Below are 17,586 nucleotides of genomic sequence, written 5' to 3' on the forward strand. Positions count from 1 at the left end.
CCGGGATCTTCGAGGGAAGAAGCTACTTGAAAGAATGGGAGCGAAGCATTGATTTCATGCTTTGAGCATTGAAGTAGAATCCCCGACTGCAAGCAACCGGGCTTCTACACGTACTGGATACCGCTGACAAAGCCTAATTTTCAGTCCTACCTATTCAATTTTAGTGCAACATTTTCAAGATGATCTTTTAACGTAGACTCATGACCACTGGCCGAAAAGAAACGGCTGCCATCGGCATAAATTGTCATGCTTTCATGTAGCCTGACATAAGGCGGTGTCCCTGCTTGAATTTTTCCAATCATCTCATCCATTTTATTTTTCAATTCAGGGTATTCATTGCTTATACTGTTTAATCCATTCACTACATTTTGCTCAAGAAAACTACTACCTTTTGGAATTAAAACACGTTCGAAAATAGATTGATTATGATGCATAAACGTATGAGTAGCTTCTTTACCATACTTAAAACGCTTTTCCTGGACAGTGTTTAATAGCTCTGCGAGACATGTTAAAAAATCTTGTTTGTGTTCAACAAAGTCATGCTTCCCCTTATTTTGGATTAATGAATCTAATTGGGTATTGAAGTTTTCAACAGCCTTTTCAATCTCAGCTGTTAACTTCACGTTGGTAAAATTTTGTCGTAGCAAATCACTCTTATACCAAAATTCGTAGCATCTAGAGCGACGATGTTTCGTTCCATCCAAATATTGAAACCCTTTTCTAAACTCTTCTATGACTTTTTGCATGTCAGGTTTTTGCATGTCAGGCATAAATAACTCCCCATTAAACAATGATGAGCTATCTTACTCGAAATAAATTTAAGATGCCTAATTTTTTTGTTATTAAATTACTCTTAGTGGACAATCCATTAGCATTACAAGCGTTCAGCGAATAGATAGCTTGATGATATGGGTAATTTTACCCATATAACAAAAATAATACCATCTGTATAATATTAAATCTTTACGGCTTAATTATTATTTAGGTGTCACTATGCCTTCAGATTTAGATCTTTTTAAACAATATTGCATGGAAGGACGATCGAATGAGGTGAAAACACTGGTAGAACGAGCGAAAAAAACTGATCCTCTTCAAGTTTTCCCTATTGATATACCAGCAAAATTTGGGCAGCTGGAAATTGTTAAGTATTTATTTGAAACCCAAAATGTTGATCCATCAAACATCCTTTACGGTCTTTTATTTCACATTTGCTCATGCAATGATGAAACAAAGCGCCGTCATTTATTGAATTGGTTGCTTGAAAATGATCGTTACAAGAGATTAGGTGAAGGAATTAGTGAAGCTCACCTTCAAGCAGCGCTAGGGCTACCCTATAATCATTTACCCGCTGAAGCACATCGAGGTCTTTATCCTATCCATTATGCTAGTCTTGTTGGTAGTAAGAATTTGCTTCATTGCTCGACTGATGAGTTGAATAAACCTATTACAAGCGGAGATTTTGAAGGTATAACCCCTTTTTACTTGCTCGTGCTAGGAGGCTGCACAGAGGTTGTTAGTTTACTTGTTAAAAAAGGGATAGCACCGAAATCTTTAAATACTTGTTCTATCAAAAATGTTCCTGGTCAAGAATTAACTTTAGCCTATATTTTGGCGAGTTCCGGTAACTTTAATTTGCTCAACTACTGGGATAGTCAAACTGCAGAAGCGATTAATCTAAATGCAGGTCCCACCCATCCCACCCACCCTAAACAAGGGGAATCATTAGGTTTACTATTATGTTTGGCAGGACAGATTGATTTATTTTCCAAATTTGTCAAAAAAAATCCGCAAAGCCTGTCGCTCAGTAAAACAGTGCTTCAAGGCCCTAATAAAGGATGGAACATTGCCTATGCATTAGCTTGTCTAGGTCATTTCGACGTGTTAAGTCAATTGGTAAAAAATTCCCCTGAATTTATTGATTTAAATACAGAGTATGAAGGGAAAAAAGGAAAAACATTAGGCTGGATTCTTGCCTTTCATTCACAAAAAGATTTATTAATCCACCTCTCCCAAGACCAAAAGGAGACTTTAAACTTAAATACAGCCCCACCATCTGAGCCCAATAAAGAGGTTTCCCTGGCTGCATTGCTTGCTGACTTGAATATACTTGATCAATTTGTTAAACAAACTAGACAGCCTGTTAATTTACACGCTCGAACAACCCAAGGAAAAACGCTATTTCAACAGCTTGTAGCCAGCAATCGATTTGAACTCATCGACACCATTCTAGATGTCTACCTGGAGCAACCCAATTGTGAGGAGCTGATGACAACAGTTTTCAACAAACATAATACATTAGAGGGCAACAGTCTCCGTCTTCGTTTGGCAATGCGATGTTATGAAAAAATTAAAGACTTATTAAGTAAAAAAGAAGAATTGGGCAATACATTGAATACTTCTCTTGAAGTCTATCTTGCCCCTTTCCTAAAACATATTAACGCGATTTCGCAAAACTTACCTGATTATAAAGAGGCACAATCCTTAAAAGGACATCTATATCTAACCTTAGCCGAAGCCTATGAGGCTGATAACCGTATTAATTTACACCCGCAAATTACAGTCAACTCGCTTTATGCCAGTGCAGTGATAGCATTCACACAGGCTGCAAATACAACAATGAACCTTCTTGTATTCATGCGCCAGCGCGCCACAATTACAGCATTACGAGATGACAATAAAAAGCACCAATCAACCATTGCCACCTTACAAGAGGAAAGTAAAAAGCGACCATTGCCAACGGCTGAAAGTTCGATTTCTCTTCCTTCCTTTTCATTTTTTGATTCCCTTGCAGAATCTGCCAAAAGAAGAAGAGTGGAAGATCATGAAACACCTGAAAATAAGCCATGACAGTTAGAAAAGTAGGTTGGGTCGTTTTCGAGCCAACCTTACATTCCATGCATCCTGTGTTGGTTTGTTAACCACTAAACCTGATGCGGATCAAATGCATCCCTTACAGCATCCGCAAATAAATTACTGGCTAAAACCAGAATAAACATAAAGACAAATGCCGACATCATCGGCCACCACACGATGGGCTCCCTGGCTAATTCAAGGCGCGCGCCATTAATCATATTTCCCCAACTTATTGTCATGGGCGATACCCCTACCCCTACGTAAGAGAGTACCGCCTCCGCTAAGACAAGAAAGCTAAAATCTAACACCAGCGTAATAAGCACAATATGCATGACATTCGGCAACAAATGTTTGCGAATAATCGTTAACGCGCTGCTGCCTAATGCTCGACCGGCTGTGACATAATCCACTTCTCTTAATTTAAGGGTTTCAGCACGTAGTAACCGGCATAGACTTGTCCAGCTCGTTACCCCAAGGATTAAACACAAAGCAAATAAACGTGCATCAGCACTTTGAGCCAAGGTTGTAAACTGTTCAGGGTGGTTGGCAATGTAGGTTTGCATGGATAATACCGAGGCAGTGATTAATAAAACACCAGGAATTGAACTGAGCGTGGTATAGATATATTGAATAATATCATCTATCAAACCGCCAAAATAACCAGCGCTAATACCGAAGATTAAAGCCAATGGCAGCATAAAAAGTGTCGTTAAAATGCCTATCACAAGCCCCGTACGGATACTTTTCACGGTATAGTAAAAGATGTCCTGACCAATTTTGCCCGTTCCAAGAAGATGAAAATGACGGGATAACCAATAGCTGGCCAATACGATAAAGAAGCAAATGAAACTGGTCAGTAAAATACTAAGACCTGATTTACCCGGTGCCACTTGTAGTGTTTTAGTCAGAAACCCTTTGCTAACGACGATCACCAACCAAAGTAAGCCGATAAGAACGACAGCCATGAGTAATGCCTTCACCAGAATTGCAGAAATCATTTGATGCTTATCCTGGTTATTCTTCACTGTTTGTGACACATAATTTAAACGTGGATAAAGTTGTTTTACCTTATCATCAATAAGGACGGTTTCCACACTATAAAGCTTTAGTGCCAGGGGGGCTGAATAAGTCTTTTCATAAGTAGCACCAAGTGGCGCTAATAGTCTATCTAAAATAGAATCATTTTGACCTAACGGGGCATTACCGGAATTTAAATGAATGGAATCAAGTATTCCAATCGTTAGAAAAAAGAGAAGCACCACACCTGCACTCATTGCCAAAGGTTTTTTACCAATGCGCGCAAATGCAACGCGGATATGTTGTTTACGCAAACTAAAAAGAGTAATGACTAAACTGACTAGCAATACAGCAAGAAAACATTTATCTGTCCATAAAAATTCCATATTAACTAAACCTCACGCGTGGATCGACTAACGTGTAGGAAATATCAGTCAATATCAAACCAACAATGTAAAGAATAGAACCTAAAAATACCATCGCCCTGACAATCGCAAAATCTTGTTGTTGAATGGCATCTATAATATAACTGCCTAATCCGGGTACACCAAAAAAAGATTCCAAAACCAGGCTTCCCATAAATAGGGAGGGAATTAAAACAACGATTCCAGTAAGGATGGGGAGCATGGCATTTTTTAGTACATGCCGAAACAATACCCTTACTTCGGATAAGCCCTTTGCCCTGGCAGTTTTTACGTAGTCTCGATTCATTTCCTCTAGAAATAAACTGCGATACCATCGCGAACCAGCCCCCAAACCGGCAATGACCGCAACAAGTACTGGTAGTATAATAAATTTGATACTGTCCAATCCACTATCATAACCAGAAATAGGTACTAACCGTAACACTTTCCCAAAGAGGTACTGACCACCAATAATGTAGAACAAACTGGAAATAGACATGAGGATGATGCATAAAACCACACCGCTGATATCAAGTAAGGTCGTGCGAAAAAATGCCATTGACATGGCAAAAATGATATTCGCTATAATGCCCAAAATAAGCACAGGGAGGGCAATGGCAAGACTTGGCCACATTCGGTGAGAAATATCATAACTGATGTCCCGTCCCGCATCGGATACACCAAAATCAAAAGCAAACAATTTCAAGGATTTTTGAAAAAAAAGGGTTTGGGTAATTGTTGTTAGACCCGTTTCGTTGACGTTATAAAATAAGGGTAAATCATAGCCATGTTGTACTTTCCATTGCTGGATGACTTGAGGCTTTACATGTTTTTCCCCAAGCTGCATACGCGCCATATCATCCGGTGAATTAACCATAAAAAATAGCGCAAACGTAATGATATTAATTCCCAATAAAATGGGAATCGCATAGAGGATTCGACGGAATAAATACTGAATCATAATTTTATTCTCGGAGCACTGCGCCGCTCTTTTTGGTAATAGGCAAAAAGTAGGGGCAATAGTAACAAAATAACCATTAAAAATAACAGGCCGATTGGCCAAAGCACGGGCTTGTTCCATAGTTCACGCAATTGGCTGCGTAACCCAACATCAATTGCCATGTATTTTAATCCGCTGGTACCAATCGTATTAGGTTTTGTAGGAGAAACCCATTGCTGGCTTAATATCAAACTTTGCGTGTTAATTCCCCATGCCCAAGGGGCATCATGCCTTACGATTTCTACTAAGGTATCAATTATTTTTTGACGTTCGGCATCATTGCTTCGGTTTTTCATTAATTCAAATAACCTGTCAAAGCGCGGATTTTTATAATTCGCAGCATTTTCCCCATTGTGTTTGACTTTGCTATTGGGGCCATAAAGCATGAACAAAAAGTTTTCAGGATCAGGGTAATCGGCATGCCATCCCCAGCTGAAAATTTGTGCGTTGCCTGTTCGCATTTTGTCCTGGAACCGGTTGTATTGTGTTGCGCGAATATTTAAATCAATACCAATACTGGCAAATTGTTTACGCATCCAGTCAAGCATTGCTTTATCGTCAGGTCCACCTGAAATAGGTGCATCATAGTGTAAAATGAGTGGTCGTTGAGTTTTGGGATCAATGCCATCCGCGTAGCCCGCTTCACGCATAAGACGTTTCGCATCTGCAATCGAACGACGTTGGGGTTTATTGTCTTCCCATCGATAAACATAGGGGTTAATGCCCTCCCTCCCTTCTTTATAACCAAAAATACCAGGTGGAATAGGCCCCTGCGCTGTTTTACCACGACCATTATAGAAAATGGCAATGTATTCATCATAATTAACCGCAATGGAAATGGCTAAGCGGAGTTTACGTGCCCTTTCACTGTTTCCGCCCACCACAGGATCCAACATGTTAAACCCCATGTAAAAAATAGTAGGATCGGTGGTTTGTACTAAACGTATTTTCTTCTTCCGCATGCCAGTTGTTAATGTGGGCTTGCCTGCAGCATTAATTTGAATGGCTTGATCAAAACTGTCCGCACTAATTCCCGATAAATCGTAGTAACCTTGCAGGAATTTGTTCCAGCGAGGGATTGATTCCTTTTCAAGGATAAAAACCGCTTGATCAATTAAAGGGAGTTTTTCACCAGCATGTTGTAAAAAGCCCTCTTTTTCATCCTCCACAGAACCATGTGCTGGAAAAAAGTCGTCGCGAAAATTAGGATTTTTTCTTAAAACCATGCGACGATTTGGATTATTTTCAGTCAGCATGAAAGCACCAGTACCTATCGGATACCAATCAAAACTTAAATTTTTATCATCCATCCCCGGTTGAGAATAAAATTTGTCCGCTTCCCAAGGTATGGGTGCAAAAAAAGGCATCGCTAACCAAAACATAAATTGGGGATACAGACCTTTTATGGTGATTTCAAAGGTATAATCATCAATTTTATGAAGGCCTGCCATTGAGTAATTTCTCAAGTCTATAAAGCTTCCCTTAGGCAAGTTTTTGCCAAATTCATCAAAACCCTCAATATACTCACTCATCAACCCATAAATCGGAGAGTTAACGACAGGGCTTGCCAGGCGTTTGATTTGATAGAGATAATCATCCGCAATTAATTCACGCGTGCCTGTATTCTTAAAATCGGATAATTTATTAATGTCATTATCTTCGAGATAATTTGCATCAAGATTAAAATAAACGTATTCCCCTTTTGCATTTTTAGCCAGCGCGGGATGTGGTTGATAATAAATACCCGGCTTGATATGAAGGGTGTAAACAGAAAAAGCAATGTCTGCAGGATTAGGGTTGCGAAGGGATTGTCGATTTTTATTAAGATAACGCACCCTAGGCATTGCAGCAGCAATTAAAGGTGCCAGTGTGTAAGGTCTGATGAAATAATCATACTGCAAAGGAGGCTCATAAATTTGAGCGATAAACTGATACTCATTACTTGAATAAGATTTCGCCGGATCGAGTGTTTTTGGTTGCTCGGCAAACGAAGAATAATAAATTTTTGCAAACGCATCATCCGGATAAGGGTTATTTAAAATCCAGTGGTTCGCAAAGGAGACACCCGTACTTAGCAGTAACATAATAAAAATCCTTAATCTGCCAAGTACTTCCAAAGCCAAATCCTAAAATATTCAAAATCATTATGATGGAAGTCCGCGACTTTTTAGTCAAGTAAGCAAAGCAAGAAATTCATCTTCATTCAGCACCTTAACATTCAATTCCAAGGCTTTATCCAGTTTGGAGCCTGCTTCAGCCCCAGCAACAACATAATCAGTTTTACGTGACACACTGCCAGCAACCTTAGCCCCTACGGCCAACAGCTGAGCTTTCGCCTCCTCTCGTCCCATGCTGTTTAAAGTGCCGGTTAGAACCAGGGTCTTACCAAAAAATGGATGCTTTTCATCAACAAGCTTACGTTCTTCCTTAGGCCAATGCACCCCATAGGTTAATAATTTATCAATCACGTCACAATTGTGAGGCTGGGCAAAAAAATGCACCACATGGTGAGCACAAACTGGCCCTATATCCTTTAACGCCATTAATTGTTCAACAGAGGCAGTTTTTAAAGAGGGAATATCCGGAAATGCACTAGCCAGCACCCGGGCACTCACTTCCCCAACTTCCCGTATACCCAGCGCATACAAAAAACGAGGGAATGTCGTTTTTTTACTTTTTTCCAGCGCTTCTAGTAAATTCTCAGCAGATTTTTTGCCCATTCTGGGAAGATTAGCCAACGTATCCAAATCCAGTGTGTAAAGATCAGCAACATCTTTTACTAATTCTTCTTCCACCAGCAATTCAATGATACCGGCCCCCAATCCATCAATTGCCATTGCTCGTCGTGACGCAAAATGCCAAAGCATGCGCTTCAGTTGAGCACTGCAAAACAAACCTCCTGTACAGCGTGCGACCGCTTCGCCCTCCTCGCGAATTACATCGGCTCCACAGACGGGGCAATGAGCTGGTAAATGAATAGGGTGGGTTTCTGCGGGACGCTTTTCCACTACCACTGAAACCACCTCAGGAATTACATCGCCAGCACGGCGGACAATTACCGTATCACCAATACGAATATCTTTACGCTGAATTTCATCCATATTATGCAGCGTGGCATTGCTAACGGTTACACCAGCCACACTGACTGGCTTTAAACGGGCAACGGGTGTTAATGCACCCGTACGTCCAACCTGAAAATCCACCGCTAATAGCTCTGTTAGTTCCTCACTGGCAGGAAACTTATGGGCGCAGGCAAAACGTGGGGCTCGCGCGACATAACCCAGATCGCGCTGCAATTTGATGCTGTCAATTTTGTAAACAACACCATCAATTTCATAGGGCAAATCCATTCGCTGCTTTAGCATGTCATTATAATAATCAAGACAGCCTTGCAAGCCTCTCGTTGTTCGAGTTTCACTTGAAACCCTAAACCCCCAGTGCTTGAGCAGTTCAAGTTGTTCAAATTGACTATTTGGTAATTCAAAATTCTCACAAGCACCAATGCCATAAAAATAAATGGCTAAGGGGCGAGACGCCGTAATGGCGGCATTCAATTGCCGTAAACTTCCTGCAGCAGCATTACGCGGATTAGCAAATGTTTTCTCGCCGGTCATTCTAGCTTTCGCATTATAAGCTTCAAAACCAGCCTTAGGCATATACACCTCACCTCGAATTTCAACCAATCCAGGGGGATTTTCGGCTAATATTTTTAGAGGTACAGCAGCAATGGTTTTGATATTATTAGTGATATTTTCACCCACAGCCCCATCGCCACGAGTCGCTGCATACGCCAAAAAACCGTCTTTATACGTTAAATTAACAGCAAGGCCATCGAGCTTCGGCTCGCAGGTAAACAGTAAATCATGTTCTGTGCTATCCAATCTATCGACAACACGCTTCATAAACGCTTGCAGCTCTTCGTTAGTAAATACATTAGCCAGAGACAACATAGGCTTAACATGTATTACCTCTTCAAAAGTGCCCTCAGGACTTATACCAACCCGTTGGGTGGGTGAATCCGGACTAATCAATTGAGGATATTCATTCTCAAGATGCTGTAACTCTTTAAAACAGCGGTCATATTCGATATCAGGAACCAAGGGAGCATCCAATACATAATAGTGATAATCATACAAACGAATGCGCTCTCGTAATTCATTAATTTTTTTTAAAACACGCTCTTGACTCATCAAGCAATTTTCTCTGAATAAAAGATGGAGTTTAGCATTTTCTCATTAAAACAACACCGCACCCCCACGTTATCCTGAAAACGGCGTAGACGCTTGAAGTATCTCGTGAATTTAGCATAAAGGGTAGTATACTATTCTCCGAAGAATACTAGTTCAACTAGAGTCCATACCTGACAGGAAGTTATTATGCATACTGAGTCATACGTTTATCTATTAACTAATAAGCATCACAACGTTTTATACACTGGCGTAACGAATAATTTGATACGTCGCATTTATGAGCATAAAAATAAACTGGTACGTGGATTTACTCAAAAATACAATGTGGATCGCTTAATCTACTATGAGGCTTGCGAAAATATCGTCGTCGCTATTGGGAGAGAAAAACAAATCAAAGGATGGTCTCGAAAAAAGAAAGATGACTTAATTAGTACATTTAATCCTCAATGGGAGGACTTGTATAGGTCATTATGTTGAATTGTGCCACTACCAAGAGATCCTTCAAGCGGCTATGCCGCTTTCAGGATGACATACGTGAAGGAGGTAAACCGTGCTATTTACTATTACCTCACGTCATTCTGAAAGCAGCGTAAGCTGCTTGAAGAATCTCCGCAAAGGGCTCCCTGCCGCCACTTGCCGGGCAAAGCCAGTGTATGCTATAGATATCGCTTGGGTTTTAGACAAGGATGAAATATATGGACTTACGACGTTTTCTTGCCTGCCTTTTTTTATTGAGTTGTACTTTCTTTGGTTCCTTTTCTTTTGCTGAAAATATTGGCATTGCTTTTATTCATGGCACCAATGATCATCGTGAAGATGCTGATGGCGGATATTGGAAAAGGCCGTTCATTGATTCGGTCGCGAATGTCCTGCCCGATCCAGGCAATCATGTGGTAATAGCGTGTGACTTTAGCCGTTACATGTGGCATGAAGATGCCGCAGGTTGCGTAACCAACCAATTGCTAGACTTTATTAAAAATAAGCAAATTTCCAAACTAACCATTTACACCCACTCAAACGGCGCCAATATAATGCGCTGGATTTTATCCAATCCAAGTTTTGATGCACGTTATGCGGCAATTAGTAAAACAATAGGCCAGATTATTGCCATAGCGCCATCCAGTGCGGGTACACCTTTAGCAGACCTCGTAATTGATGGCCAAAGCTTTGAGTCGAAAGTGGGCTGGTTGTTAGGTTATAAAAATGATTCTGTCAAACAACAACGTATAGGGGATATGTCCATTTACAATGGCGAACTATTATTTGGCACCAGCGGACGTCCTTCTGTCCCTGTACCATTTCGTGTCATCATTGGCACCGATGTCACCGCATCGCCGCTTTCCAAAGCCAGTTATTGCAATGGATACTTGCTTAATACCGGCCTAAAACTTACTCAAGTATACTTGGACAACTGTTCAGATGGCTTCCTAAATTGCCGCTCACAAGCCGCAGCAGGTAAAATATGGTTTTATGATTGGCAAAAAACGAAAAACCAAACTCCTTTAAGCCACAACCAAAGCCGACACACTTGCTTTGGATTTGAAGATATAATTCGCACAGACTTAATTGCACAAGGAGGGTTGCAATGAAATCATCCCATTTAGTTTTTTTGGCAACTGCCGTAGGGTTTACTCCATTATTTGCAATAACATTACCTACACAATCGGTGGTTTCATACGAATGTACTCAGTGCGAAAACTTATCCCATGATGATTTAAATTCCAGTTGGGCGACTGAGGATGAACCATTGAATGATAATGTTCTGCATCAACAAACCAGCCGACAATATCGCATTAAAGCGACAGCGCAGCAATTAAATGAAGGTATTGCCATTCATACACAAGCACCAGGTGCTGTCATTCATATAGCGAAAGCAAATTCAACCTCGCAAACCATCCCGTCCTTTTACATTAAAAACAGCCACGGCAAACAATTTAATCTGGCAGAAGCATCACATTTGCTTTCACAAAATGAGGCACTGAATAATACTGCCTTAGAGGGACAATTATTGGCATTGCAATTCAAACAGGAGTTAGGTTCAGGAAAATTTATTCTGGGAAGTAATACTCGTTTAAGCAACGACGAGGGCTCTTTTATCATTCACGTTTTTGACAGGAATGCCCCTACCTATTTAAGTGTGGAAACTAACAAAGGCCGTTATCATTATGGGGATAAACTAACAGTGACCATCCACTTAAGTGATGATGAATTAAATTACCCTATTGATGAGATAACTGCTTCTTTAATTAATCCTTCTGGCGAAATCACCAGTATTAGTCTCGAACAAATCAGGGATAACCTTTATCAAGGCCATGTGGATTTAATGTCTGATAAAAACCCACAGGGAGAAAACTGGTATATTGATGTAGTAACCTCCACACTTTTAGGCGAGCAAACAATTATACGCCAGGCTCACACTGCCTTTTCCTATATTATTCCTTCAGCCACCATTTACAAAATTAAACCAATAGCCAATAAACCTCTATCCTTTTCGGCCAAGGTGGAAGTAGCGACCGGTAGTCGTTATGCCCTGGAAGCAGTTCTTTTTGGCAGCGATAATCAGGGCAAATTACACCCCATTACCGCGGTTCAATCTGCAGCCTGGCTTTCCCCCGGCAAACATGCCCTTAATTTTTCATTTGATTCTGGGCTAAAAACTGATTATAAAGCTCCATATTATCTAGGCTATCTTCATCTGATAGATTTTGGTCAGTTAAAACCAGTTTATGAATATAATACACCCATTGAATTAGCATCTTTAGGATAACATGACTTTTCTTACTTCATTTTCACTTCTGGAGAGCATGGCCTTAGCACTTGTTCTCCAAGTTTTTCTAGGCCTTTGGATCCTTTGGCGTCAAGCAAAACAACGCACATTTTCGGAAGCTCAAACTGAAAAAATCCAACAAGCATTTATTACACAACTTCATCAGGTACATCTCGATTTACAGCAATCTTACCAAGCCAGCCAGCATCATATCCAAGAAAAAATGACGCAAGGCCAACTGGCAAGCCAGCAGTTAATCAGCGACACTATTCAGCGGCAAATGACCGATGTCCGTGAACAAATGAACCATAGCTTTAAGCAGCACGCCAGTTCTTTAACCTCCCATTTGCAATCACTCACTGAAGAAATACGTAATCATTTACACAGTTTGACTCAACAAGTAAACCACAAACTGACTGAAGGTTTTGAAAAAACTTCGTCTACCTTTACAGATGTCGTCAGGCGTTTAACCATTATTGATGAAGCACAGAAAAAAATTACTGAATTATCAACCCATGTCGTTAGTCTGCAGGATGTGTTAGTGGATAAGCGTGCGCGTGGCGCTTTTGGTGAGGTACAACTGGCCACTTTGATTGCTAATGTTTTACCCAGCACCCATTATCGTATGCAATACACGCTAAGCAATCAGAAACGAGCCGATTGCATTTTATTTTTACCCGATCCAACTGGTAATGTTGTCATTGATGCTAAATTTCCTCTAGAAACTTATCAAAAATTAATGAACACAGATAATGCCTCAGTAGAAAGAAAATCTCTACAGCAGCAATTTCGACAAGACCTACAAAAACACATTAAAGACATCGCTGAGAAATACATTATTCCTAACGAAACGGCCGATGGTGCGGTGATGTTTATTCCAGCGGAAGCCATTTTTGCAGAAATTCACGCCAATTATCCCGAAATCGTAGCACTTTCCCAACGTTTAAAAGTGTGGTTGGTTTCCCCAAGCACATTGATGGCTGTGCTAACCACTGCAAAAGCCGTATTAAAAGATGACGAAACACGTAAACATGTGCATATTATTCAAAAACACTTACAAGCGCTGGCGGATGATTTCCAACGCTTTGAAAAACGTATGGATAAATTATCCAAACATATTGACTTGGCACATCAAGACGTCTCGGAAGTGAATACCTCCGCAAAGAAAATAACACAACGTTTTCATAAAATTGAATCAGTGGATTTGGATTTACAGGAATTGGCAGGAGCGGTCCCCGCCCTGGAAGAAAATTAAATACCATGTTTTCTACCCCCTGCCATAACCAATAGAATCCTATCTCTTGAGTCATGCAAATGACGTCGCTGAAAAAAATTGCTATCATAAATGTATTACTCGCATGGAAAATTAAAGCTTAGATTTTTTTCCTTGCTGAAATTAAAAGCTTGACTGGCCAATCCCCTTATGCGAATTAAATCTTTACTATTTTTCTTTCTTTTTCTTTTCAACACCTATTCCTTTGCTTTTCTCGGAAAAAAAATATCGGAAGCCCCTTTATTTAATAATTTAGGGACTTTAAATTTCTCTGTTTCTACAAAAAATCCGCTTGCGCAACGTTTTTTTGAGCAAGGTTTAATGTTGTATTATGGTTTTGAATGGGGGGAGGCCATTCGCTCTTTTAAAGAGGCGACACGGCTCGATCCTACTTGTGGGATGTGTTACTGGGGACTTGCTTTGGCCTTAGGCTCTAAAATTAATGCGCCAATGTCTGGCAATGAATATAAAGTTGCACGTGCCGCCATTCAAAAGGCTGTCTCTTTAAAAAATTATGAGACCCCCCACGAACAGGGTTATATCAATGCATTAGCCTTGCGTTTTCAGCATCCACCTAAAAAAATAACGTCAGCAAAAGTCACCACTTTTAGTTGCCATACTGCTAGCACTACTTTTGATAAATCGACGCCCAAGGAAATTTTGGCTTATTCTAACGCCATGGAAAAATTAATTAAAAAATATCTCAATGATCAACATGCAAAAGCTTTATATGCCTGGGCTTTATTCGAAACGATTGAATGGAATTTCTGGGATATCCAGGGCAAAATTAACCCTGTGACACCTAAAATTATCGCTATTTTGAAAGAAGTTCTCGATAAAGAACCCTTACATGCAGGTGCAAACCATTATTATGTTCATGTGATAGAAACCTCTCCAACACCGGAAGAAGCTTTAGAAAGTGCCAATCGTCTGCAGACCCTTGTTCCTGGTTCTGAACATCTAATCCATATGCCCACTCACATTTACATGCTAACAGGGCGTTTTCACGAAGGGAGTGCATCGAATTTACAGGCGACTGCCGTGTTCAATGAATATAACAATGCCTGCCGTGCCCAAGGGTTTGAGCCTGAAATTAACTATCTTTATTTTCACAATTACGACTTTCTAAGAAGTACCGCGACCTTTGAAGGTCGTAAAGCATTGGCCTTGTCAGCCGCACAATCAATGGTTAGCCCCCCTTTTGTTGCATGGTTAGCCAATGAGCCTTCCCTGCAATGGTATATTCCTATCCCCTCTTATGTTAAAGCTCGCTTTGGGATGTGGAAAGAAGTATTGGAGGAAGCCAAACCGCCCAAACGATATCAATATGCCCTCGGTATGTGGCACTATGTTCAGGGCATGGCGTTACTTCATCTTAATAATAAAATGGCAGCCCGCCAAGAGTTGGTTCAATTATCTCATATTATCAGGCAAGGCCCTAATAATGAGAATTTGCAAAAAAATGGTATTCATCTCTTGAAAATTGCAAAAGCAATTCTTCAAGCGAATATTACTGATGCCAACCATGATCCGCAAAGCACGTTTCATTACCTTCAGAAAGCCATGAAATTACAGCAAAACATGCGCTATCACGAACCGCCAGACTGGTATTTCCCTGTTATGGAAATACTGGCTGACGCCTACTTAAAGTGGGGTTATCCTGAAAAAGCAATAGAGTATTACCAACAAGATTTAAAACAATTCCCAAAAAATGGCTGGGCACTTTACGGTTTGGCGAAGAGCTTACAACAATTGGGTAAAACTCAAGAAGCAAATGACATTTTTCAGCAATTTTCCGAAGCTTGGAAATATGCCGATATAGTTCACCCTGTTTCTATGTTTGAAAATTAAGCATGTTTTTCTTCTTTACTTCCCCTGATTATTCTCTTTATCATTAATCAATGTTCTACAATGATTATAAAAGACTAACAATCAGGAATACCCTATGAAACAGTTACCTCAAAATCAAGACTCTAAAAAAAGGCTTTACCGTTCGCGTCGCGACAAAATGATTGCTGGTGTATGCGGTGGTTTGGCAGATTATTTTAATATGGATCCAACCGTAATGAGATTAATTTTTATACTACTTCTCTTACTTGGTGGCTCCGCTATTTTAGTGTATTTAATCATGTGGCTTGTGGTGCCCTTGGAGCCTGTGGCCGATTGAGAGACATTAACACTAGAGCTTTCCCTGTAAATTCTTGTCCAATGTTTTGTCCCAAAAAGGCTGAGGCACTCCCAAAAACGTCCGTCATGTTGAACGTAGTGAGACATCTCCTGATACAAAGCAGATCCCTCACTACGTTCGGGATGACGGTCTTTTTTTTTTGACGTTTACCATCGTGTTGGGATACTCAGGATGAGCATTTGTTTACCCTGATAAGGTAGAGCTTCTTTTTGTTTCCAGCTATGTTATTCTTAATAAAAATCAATTGTTGGAATAAACCATGCGGTTATTGTGTAGTCTATTCATTGCTATTACCTGTTGTTTATTTGCTCCATCAGTAATCGGTGGGACAAAGGTAAAAATGATCTGCGATAATTCCACTACCTATACACCCGAGTGTGACAAAATGAACTGTTGCGGCAACATGGGCGGCATTAATTATTGCGATACTTCCGCTGGTCGTTATGTTTGTACGAATGGCTACTATTCCTCTTGCTACTGTACCCGACATGCTGTGATGGATTTACAAAAAATTCAAGGTTGCTGTCTATGGCAAGGTGGCGTTTTAAAGGTGGATGAAACAACGGGGGTTATTGTCTGCAATAATGGCGGTATTTCTGAAATATGCAGCATACAAACCCTAACCCAACCCGTTTCCCTTTGGTAAGTGAATTGTTTATTTTTATCATTACAAAAACAATGGTCTGGACAAGTAGGGTTCCAGACCGCATAATTGCCCTTTTTAAAACCAGAGCCCATGACGCCACTTATAGAAATTAAACAACTTCATAAGTCTTATAATTCATCGCCAATTCTCGATAATGTCACTTTATCTGTTTTTAATGGAGAATTTTTGACGTTGCTAGGACCATCGGGCTGTGGCAAAACAACTTTATTACGATTGATATCCGGCTTTGAACAGCCAACTGCCGGGCATATTTATATCAATGGTCAGTGTGTTAACGCCCTGCCCCCTCAAAAACGGGATGTCCATACTGTTTTTCAAAGTTACGCCCTCTTTCCCCATTTGTCAGTTTATGAAAACGTAGCGTTTGCCTTGCGTTGCAGAGGCGTTAACGAAAAACAAATTAAAGAAAGGGTTCAAGAATCCCTGCGCCTTGTGCAACTGGAGTCATTCGCAGCCCGTAATATTAAGCAATTGAGTGGCGGACAACAGCAACGCGTGGCTATCGCGCGAGCTATTATTAACCGCCCACAAGTTTTATTGCTAGACGAACCTTTAAGTTCTTTAGATTATCGCTTGCGTAAAGACATGCAGTCTGAGTTAAAGCAACTTCAAAAGACGCTTAATATGACGTTTATCTTCGTCACGCATGATCAAGAAGAAGCGCTTTCCATGTCTGATCGCATTGTGATTTTTAACCATGGTCATATTGAACAAATTGGCACACCTAGAGAAGTGTATGAAACGCCTAAAAATATTTATGTGGCACAGTTTATAGGCGAAACCAATATTTTCGATATTGAAGTGATTGAAGCCTCTGAACACACCTTGCTAACTACAATTGAATCGATGCCTTTGCATTGCAAAAACACCAACCATTACAAACCTGGAGATAAATTGCATTTAATCGTTCGGCCTGAGGATATTCGCGTCTGGAGTCTATCTGAAGTAGAAGATACCAATGACATGATACCCGGTAAAATTATCGACATCATTTATAAAGGTTCAACAGTGGATTTAAAAGTTGAATTGGCTTCAGGTAAAATTATTAATGCTTCTGAGTTTTTTGATGAAGATGATGATAAATTAGAATACTCGCCGAATGAAACCGTCTGGGTACACTGGCTCACTGGCTGGGAAGTTTTATTGCCACGCTCTTAAATAGTTAAGCTGTTAAACGTGCAATCCCTTATACCATTAACGATGAATAGCAATGAAGACATTTATTTT

Annotated in this window: 14 protein-coding genes; 9 read left to right on the forward strand and 5 right to left on the reverse strand. The window is 40.3% G+C overall.

Annotation, left to right across the window (positions count from 1 at the left end; genetic code table 11):
* Positions 1–146: 146 nt before the first annotated feature.
* Positions 147–770, reverse strand: a complete 624-nt coding sequence (locus Ljam_RS04720) for a hypothetical protein (RefSeq protein WP_058448982.1) — start codon at positions 768–770, stop codon at positions 147–149.
* A gap of 223 nt (positions 771–993) precedes the next feature.
* Between Ljam_RS04720 and Ljam_RS04725 the strand changes: the two genes are divergently transcribed.
* Positions 994–2,847: a hypothetical protein gene (locus Ljam_RS04725; RefSeq protein ID WP_058448983.1), complete on the forward strand. Its 1,854-nt coding sequence runs from the start codon at positions 994–996 to the stop codon at positions 2,845–2,847.
* A gap of 74 nt (positions 2,848–2,921) precedes the next feature.
* Here the strand turns inward: Ljam_RS04725 and Ljam_RS04730 are convergent, their stop codons facing one another.
* The 4 genes from Ljam_RS04730 to ligA all read right to left on the reverse strand — a co-directional run bounded on the left by Ljam_RS04730 (position 2,922) and on the right by ligA (position 9,464).
* Entirely contained in the window at positions 2,922–4,256 is a 1,335-nt protein-coding gene (locus tag Ljam_RS04730) for an ABC transporter permease (protein ID WP_058448984.1), read from the reverse strand.
* A gap of 1 nt (position 4,257) precedes the next feature.
* Positions 4,258–5,235, reverse strand: coding sequence for an ABC transporter permease (locus tag Ljam_RS04735; RefSeq protein WP_058448985.1), 978 nt, complete (start codon positions 5,233–5,235; stop codon positions 4,258–4,260).
* A complete protein-coding gene (locus tag Ljam_RS04740; RefSeq protein ID WP_058448986.1) occupies positions 5,232–7,358 on the reverse strand; it encodes an ABC transporter substrate-binding protein in 2,127 nt (708 codons plus the stop codon). The genes Ljam_RS04735 and Ljam_RS04740 overlap by 4 nt, the downstream gene beginning before the upstream one ends.
* Before the next feature lie 87 nt (positions 7,359–7,445).
* A complete protein-coding gene (ligA, locus tag Ljam_RS04745) occupies positions 7,446–9,464 on the reverse strand; it encodes an NAD-dependent DNA ligase LigA (protein ID WP_058448987.1) in 2,019 nt (672 codons plus the stop codon).
* 186 nt (positions 9,465–9,650) lie between these two features.
* On the opposite strand from ligA, the gene Ljam_RS04750 reads away from it, so the two are divergent.
* The 8 genes from Ljam_RS04750 (at position 9,651) to potA (ending at position 17,517) form a co-directional block, all read left to right on the forward strand.
* A complete protein-coding gene (locus Ljam_RS04750; protein ID WP_058448988.1) occupies positions 9,651–9,941 on the forward strand; it encodes a GIY-YIG nuclease family protein in 291 nt (96 codons plus the stop codon).
* A gap of 218 nt (positions 9,942–10,159) precedes the next feature.
* On the forward strand, positions 10,160–11,053 hold the full coding sequence (locus Ljam_RS04755; protein ID WP_058448989.1) for a hypothetical protein: 894 nt from the start codon (positions 10,160–10,162) through the stop codon (positions 11,051–11,053).
* Complete coding sequence (locus Ljam_RS04760) at positions 11,050–12,231, forward strand: DUF4785 domain-containing protein (RefSeq protein ID WP_058448990.1); 1,182 nt, start codon at positions 11,050–11,052, stop codon at positions 12,229–12,231. Before Ljam_RS04755 ends, Ljam_RS04760 begins: the two co-directional genes overlap by 4 nt.
* Before the next feature lies 1 nt (position 12,232).
* Entirely contained in the window at positions 12,233–13,486 is a 1,254-nt protein-coding gene (locus Ljam_RS04765) for a DNA recombination protein RmuC (RefSeq protein ID WP_058448991.1), read from the forward strand.
* A 168-nt stretch (positions 13,487–13,654) separates the two neighbouring features.
* Entirely contained in the window at positions 13,655–15,355 is a 1,701-nt protein-coding gene (locus Ljam_RS04770; protein WP_058448992.1) for a tetratricopeptide repeat protein, read from the forward strand.
* Positions 15,356–15,449: 94 nt separating this feature from the next.
* Complete coding sequence (locus Ljam_RS04775; RefSeq protein WP_058448993.1) at positions 15,450–15,671, forward strand: PspC domain-containing protein; 222 nt, start codon at positions 15,450–15,452, stop codon at positions 15,669–15,671.
* Positions 15,672–16,032: 361 nt separating this feature from the next.
* Positions 16,033–16,338 carry a neurogenic locus notch gene (locus Ljam_RS04780; protein ID WP_238583741.1) on the forward strand — a complete coding sequence of 102 codons (306 nt, stop codon included), beginning with the start codon at positions 16,033–16,035 and terminating at the stop codon, positions 16,336–16,338.
* A gap of 90 nt (positions 16,339–16,428) precedes the next feature.
* Positions 16,429–17,517 (forward strand): spermidine/putrescine ABC transporter ATP-binding protein PotA, encoded by a 1,089-nt coding sequence (gene potA, locus Ljam_RS04785; RefSeq protein WP_058450739.1) that lies wholly within the window; start codon positions 16,429–16,431, stop codon positions 17,515–17,517.
* Positions 17,518–17,586 lie beyond the last annotated feature (69 nt).

The organism is Legionella jamestowniensis (genome assembly GCF_001467745.1).
Taxonomy (GTDB): domain Bacteria; phylum Pseudomonadota; class Gammaproteobacteria; order Legionellales; family Legionellaceae; genus Tatlockia; species Tatlockia jamestowniensis.

Coding starts and splice junctions, on each gene's coding strand:
- Ljam_RS04720 (WP_058448982.1), bottom strand. CDS start 770: ATGCCTGACATGCAAAAACCTGACATGCAAAAAGTCATAGAAGAGTTT.
- Ljam_RS04725 (WP_058448983.1), top strand. CDS start 994: ATGCCTTCAGATTTAGATCTTTTTAAACAATATTGCATGGAAGGACGA.
- Ljam_RS04730 (WP_058448984.1), bottom strand. CDS start 4,256: ATGGAATTTTTATGGACAGATAAATGTTTTCTTGCTGTATTGCTAGTC.
- Ljam_RS04735 (WP_058448985.1), bottom strand. CDS start 5,235: ATGATTCAGTATTTATTCCGTCGAATCCTCTATGCGATTCCCATTTTA.
- Ljam_RS04740 (WP_058448986.1), bottom strand. CDS start 7,358: ATGTTACTGCTAAGTACGGGTGTCTCCTTTGCGAACCACTGGATTTTA.
- ligA (WP_058448987.1), bottom strand. CDS start 9,464: ATGAGTCAAGAGCGTGTTTTAAAAAAAATTAATGAATTACGAGAGCGC.
- Ljam_RS04750 (WP_058448988.1), top strand. CDS start 9,651: ATGCATACTGAGTCATACGTTTATCTATTAACTAATAAGCATCACAAC.
- Ljam_RS04755 (WP_058448989.1), top strand. CDS start 10,160: ATGGACTTACGACGTTTTCTTGCCTGCCTTTTTTTATTGAGTTGTACT.
- Ljam_RS04760 (WP_058448990.1), top strand. CDS start 11,050: ATGAAATCATCCCATTTAGTTTTTTTGGCAACTGCCGTAGGGTTTACT.
- Ljam_RS04765 (WP_058448991.1), top strand. CDS start 12,233: ATGACTTTTCTTACTTCATTTTCACTTCTGGAGAGCATGGCCTTAGCA.
- Ljam_RS04770 (WP_058448992.1), top strand. CDS start 13,655: ATGCGAATTAAATCTTTACTATTTTTCTTTCTTTTTCTTTTCAACACC.
- Ljam_RS04775 (WP_058448993.1), top strand. CDS start 15,450: ATGAAACAGTTACCTCAAAATCAAGACTCTAAAAAAAGGCTTTACCGT.
- Ljam_RS04780 (WP_238583741.1), top strand. CDS start 16,033: ATGATCTGCGATAATTCCACTACCTATACACCCGAGTGTGACAAAATG.
- potA (WP_058450739.1), top strand. CDS start 16,429: ATGACGCCACTTATAGAAATTAAACAACTTCATAAGTCTTATAATTCA.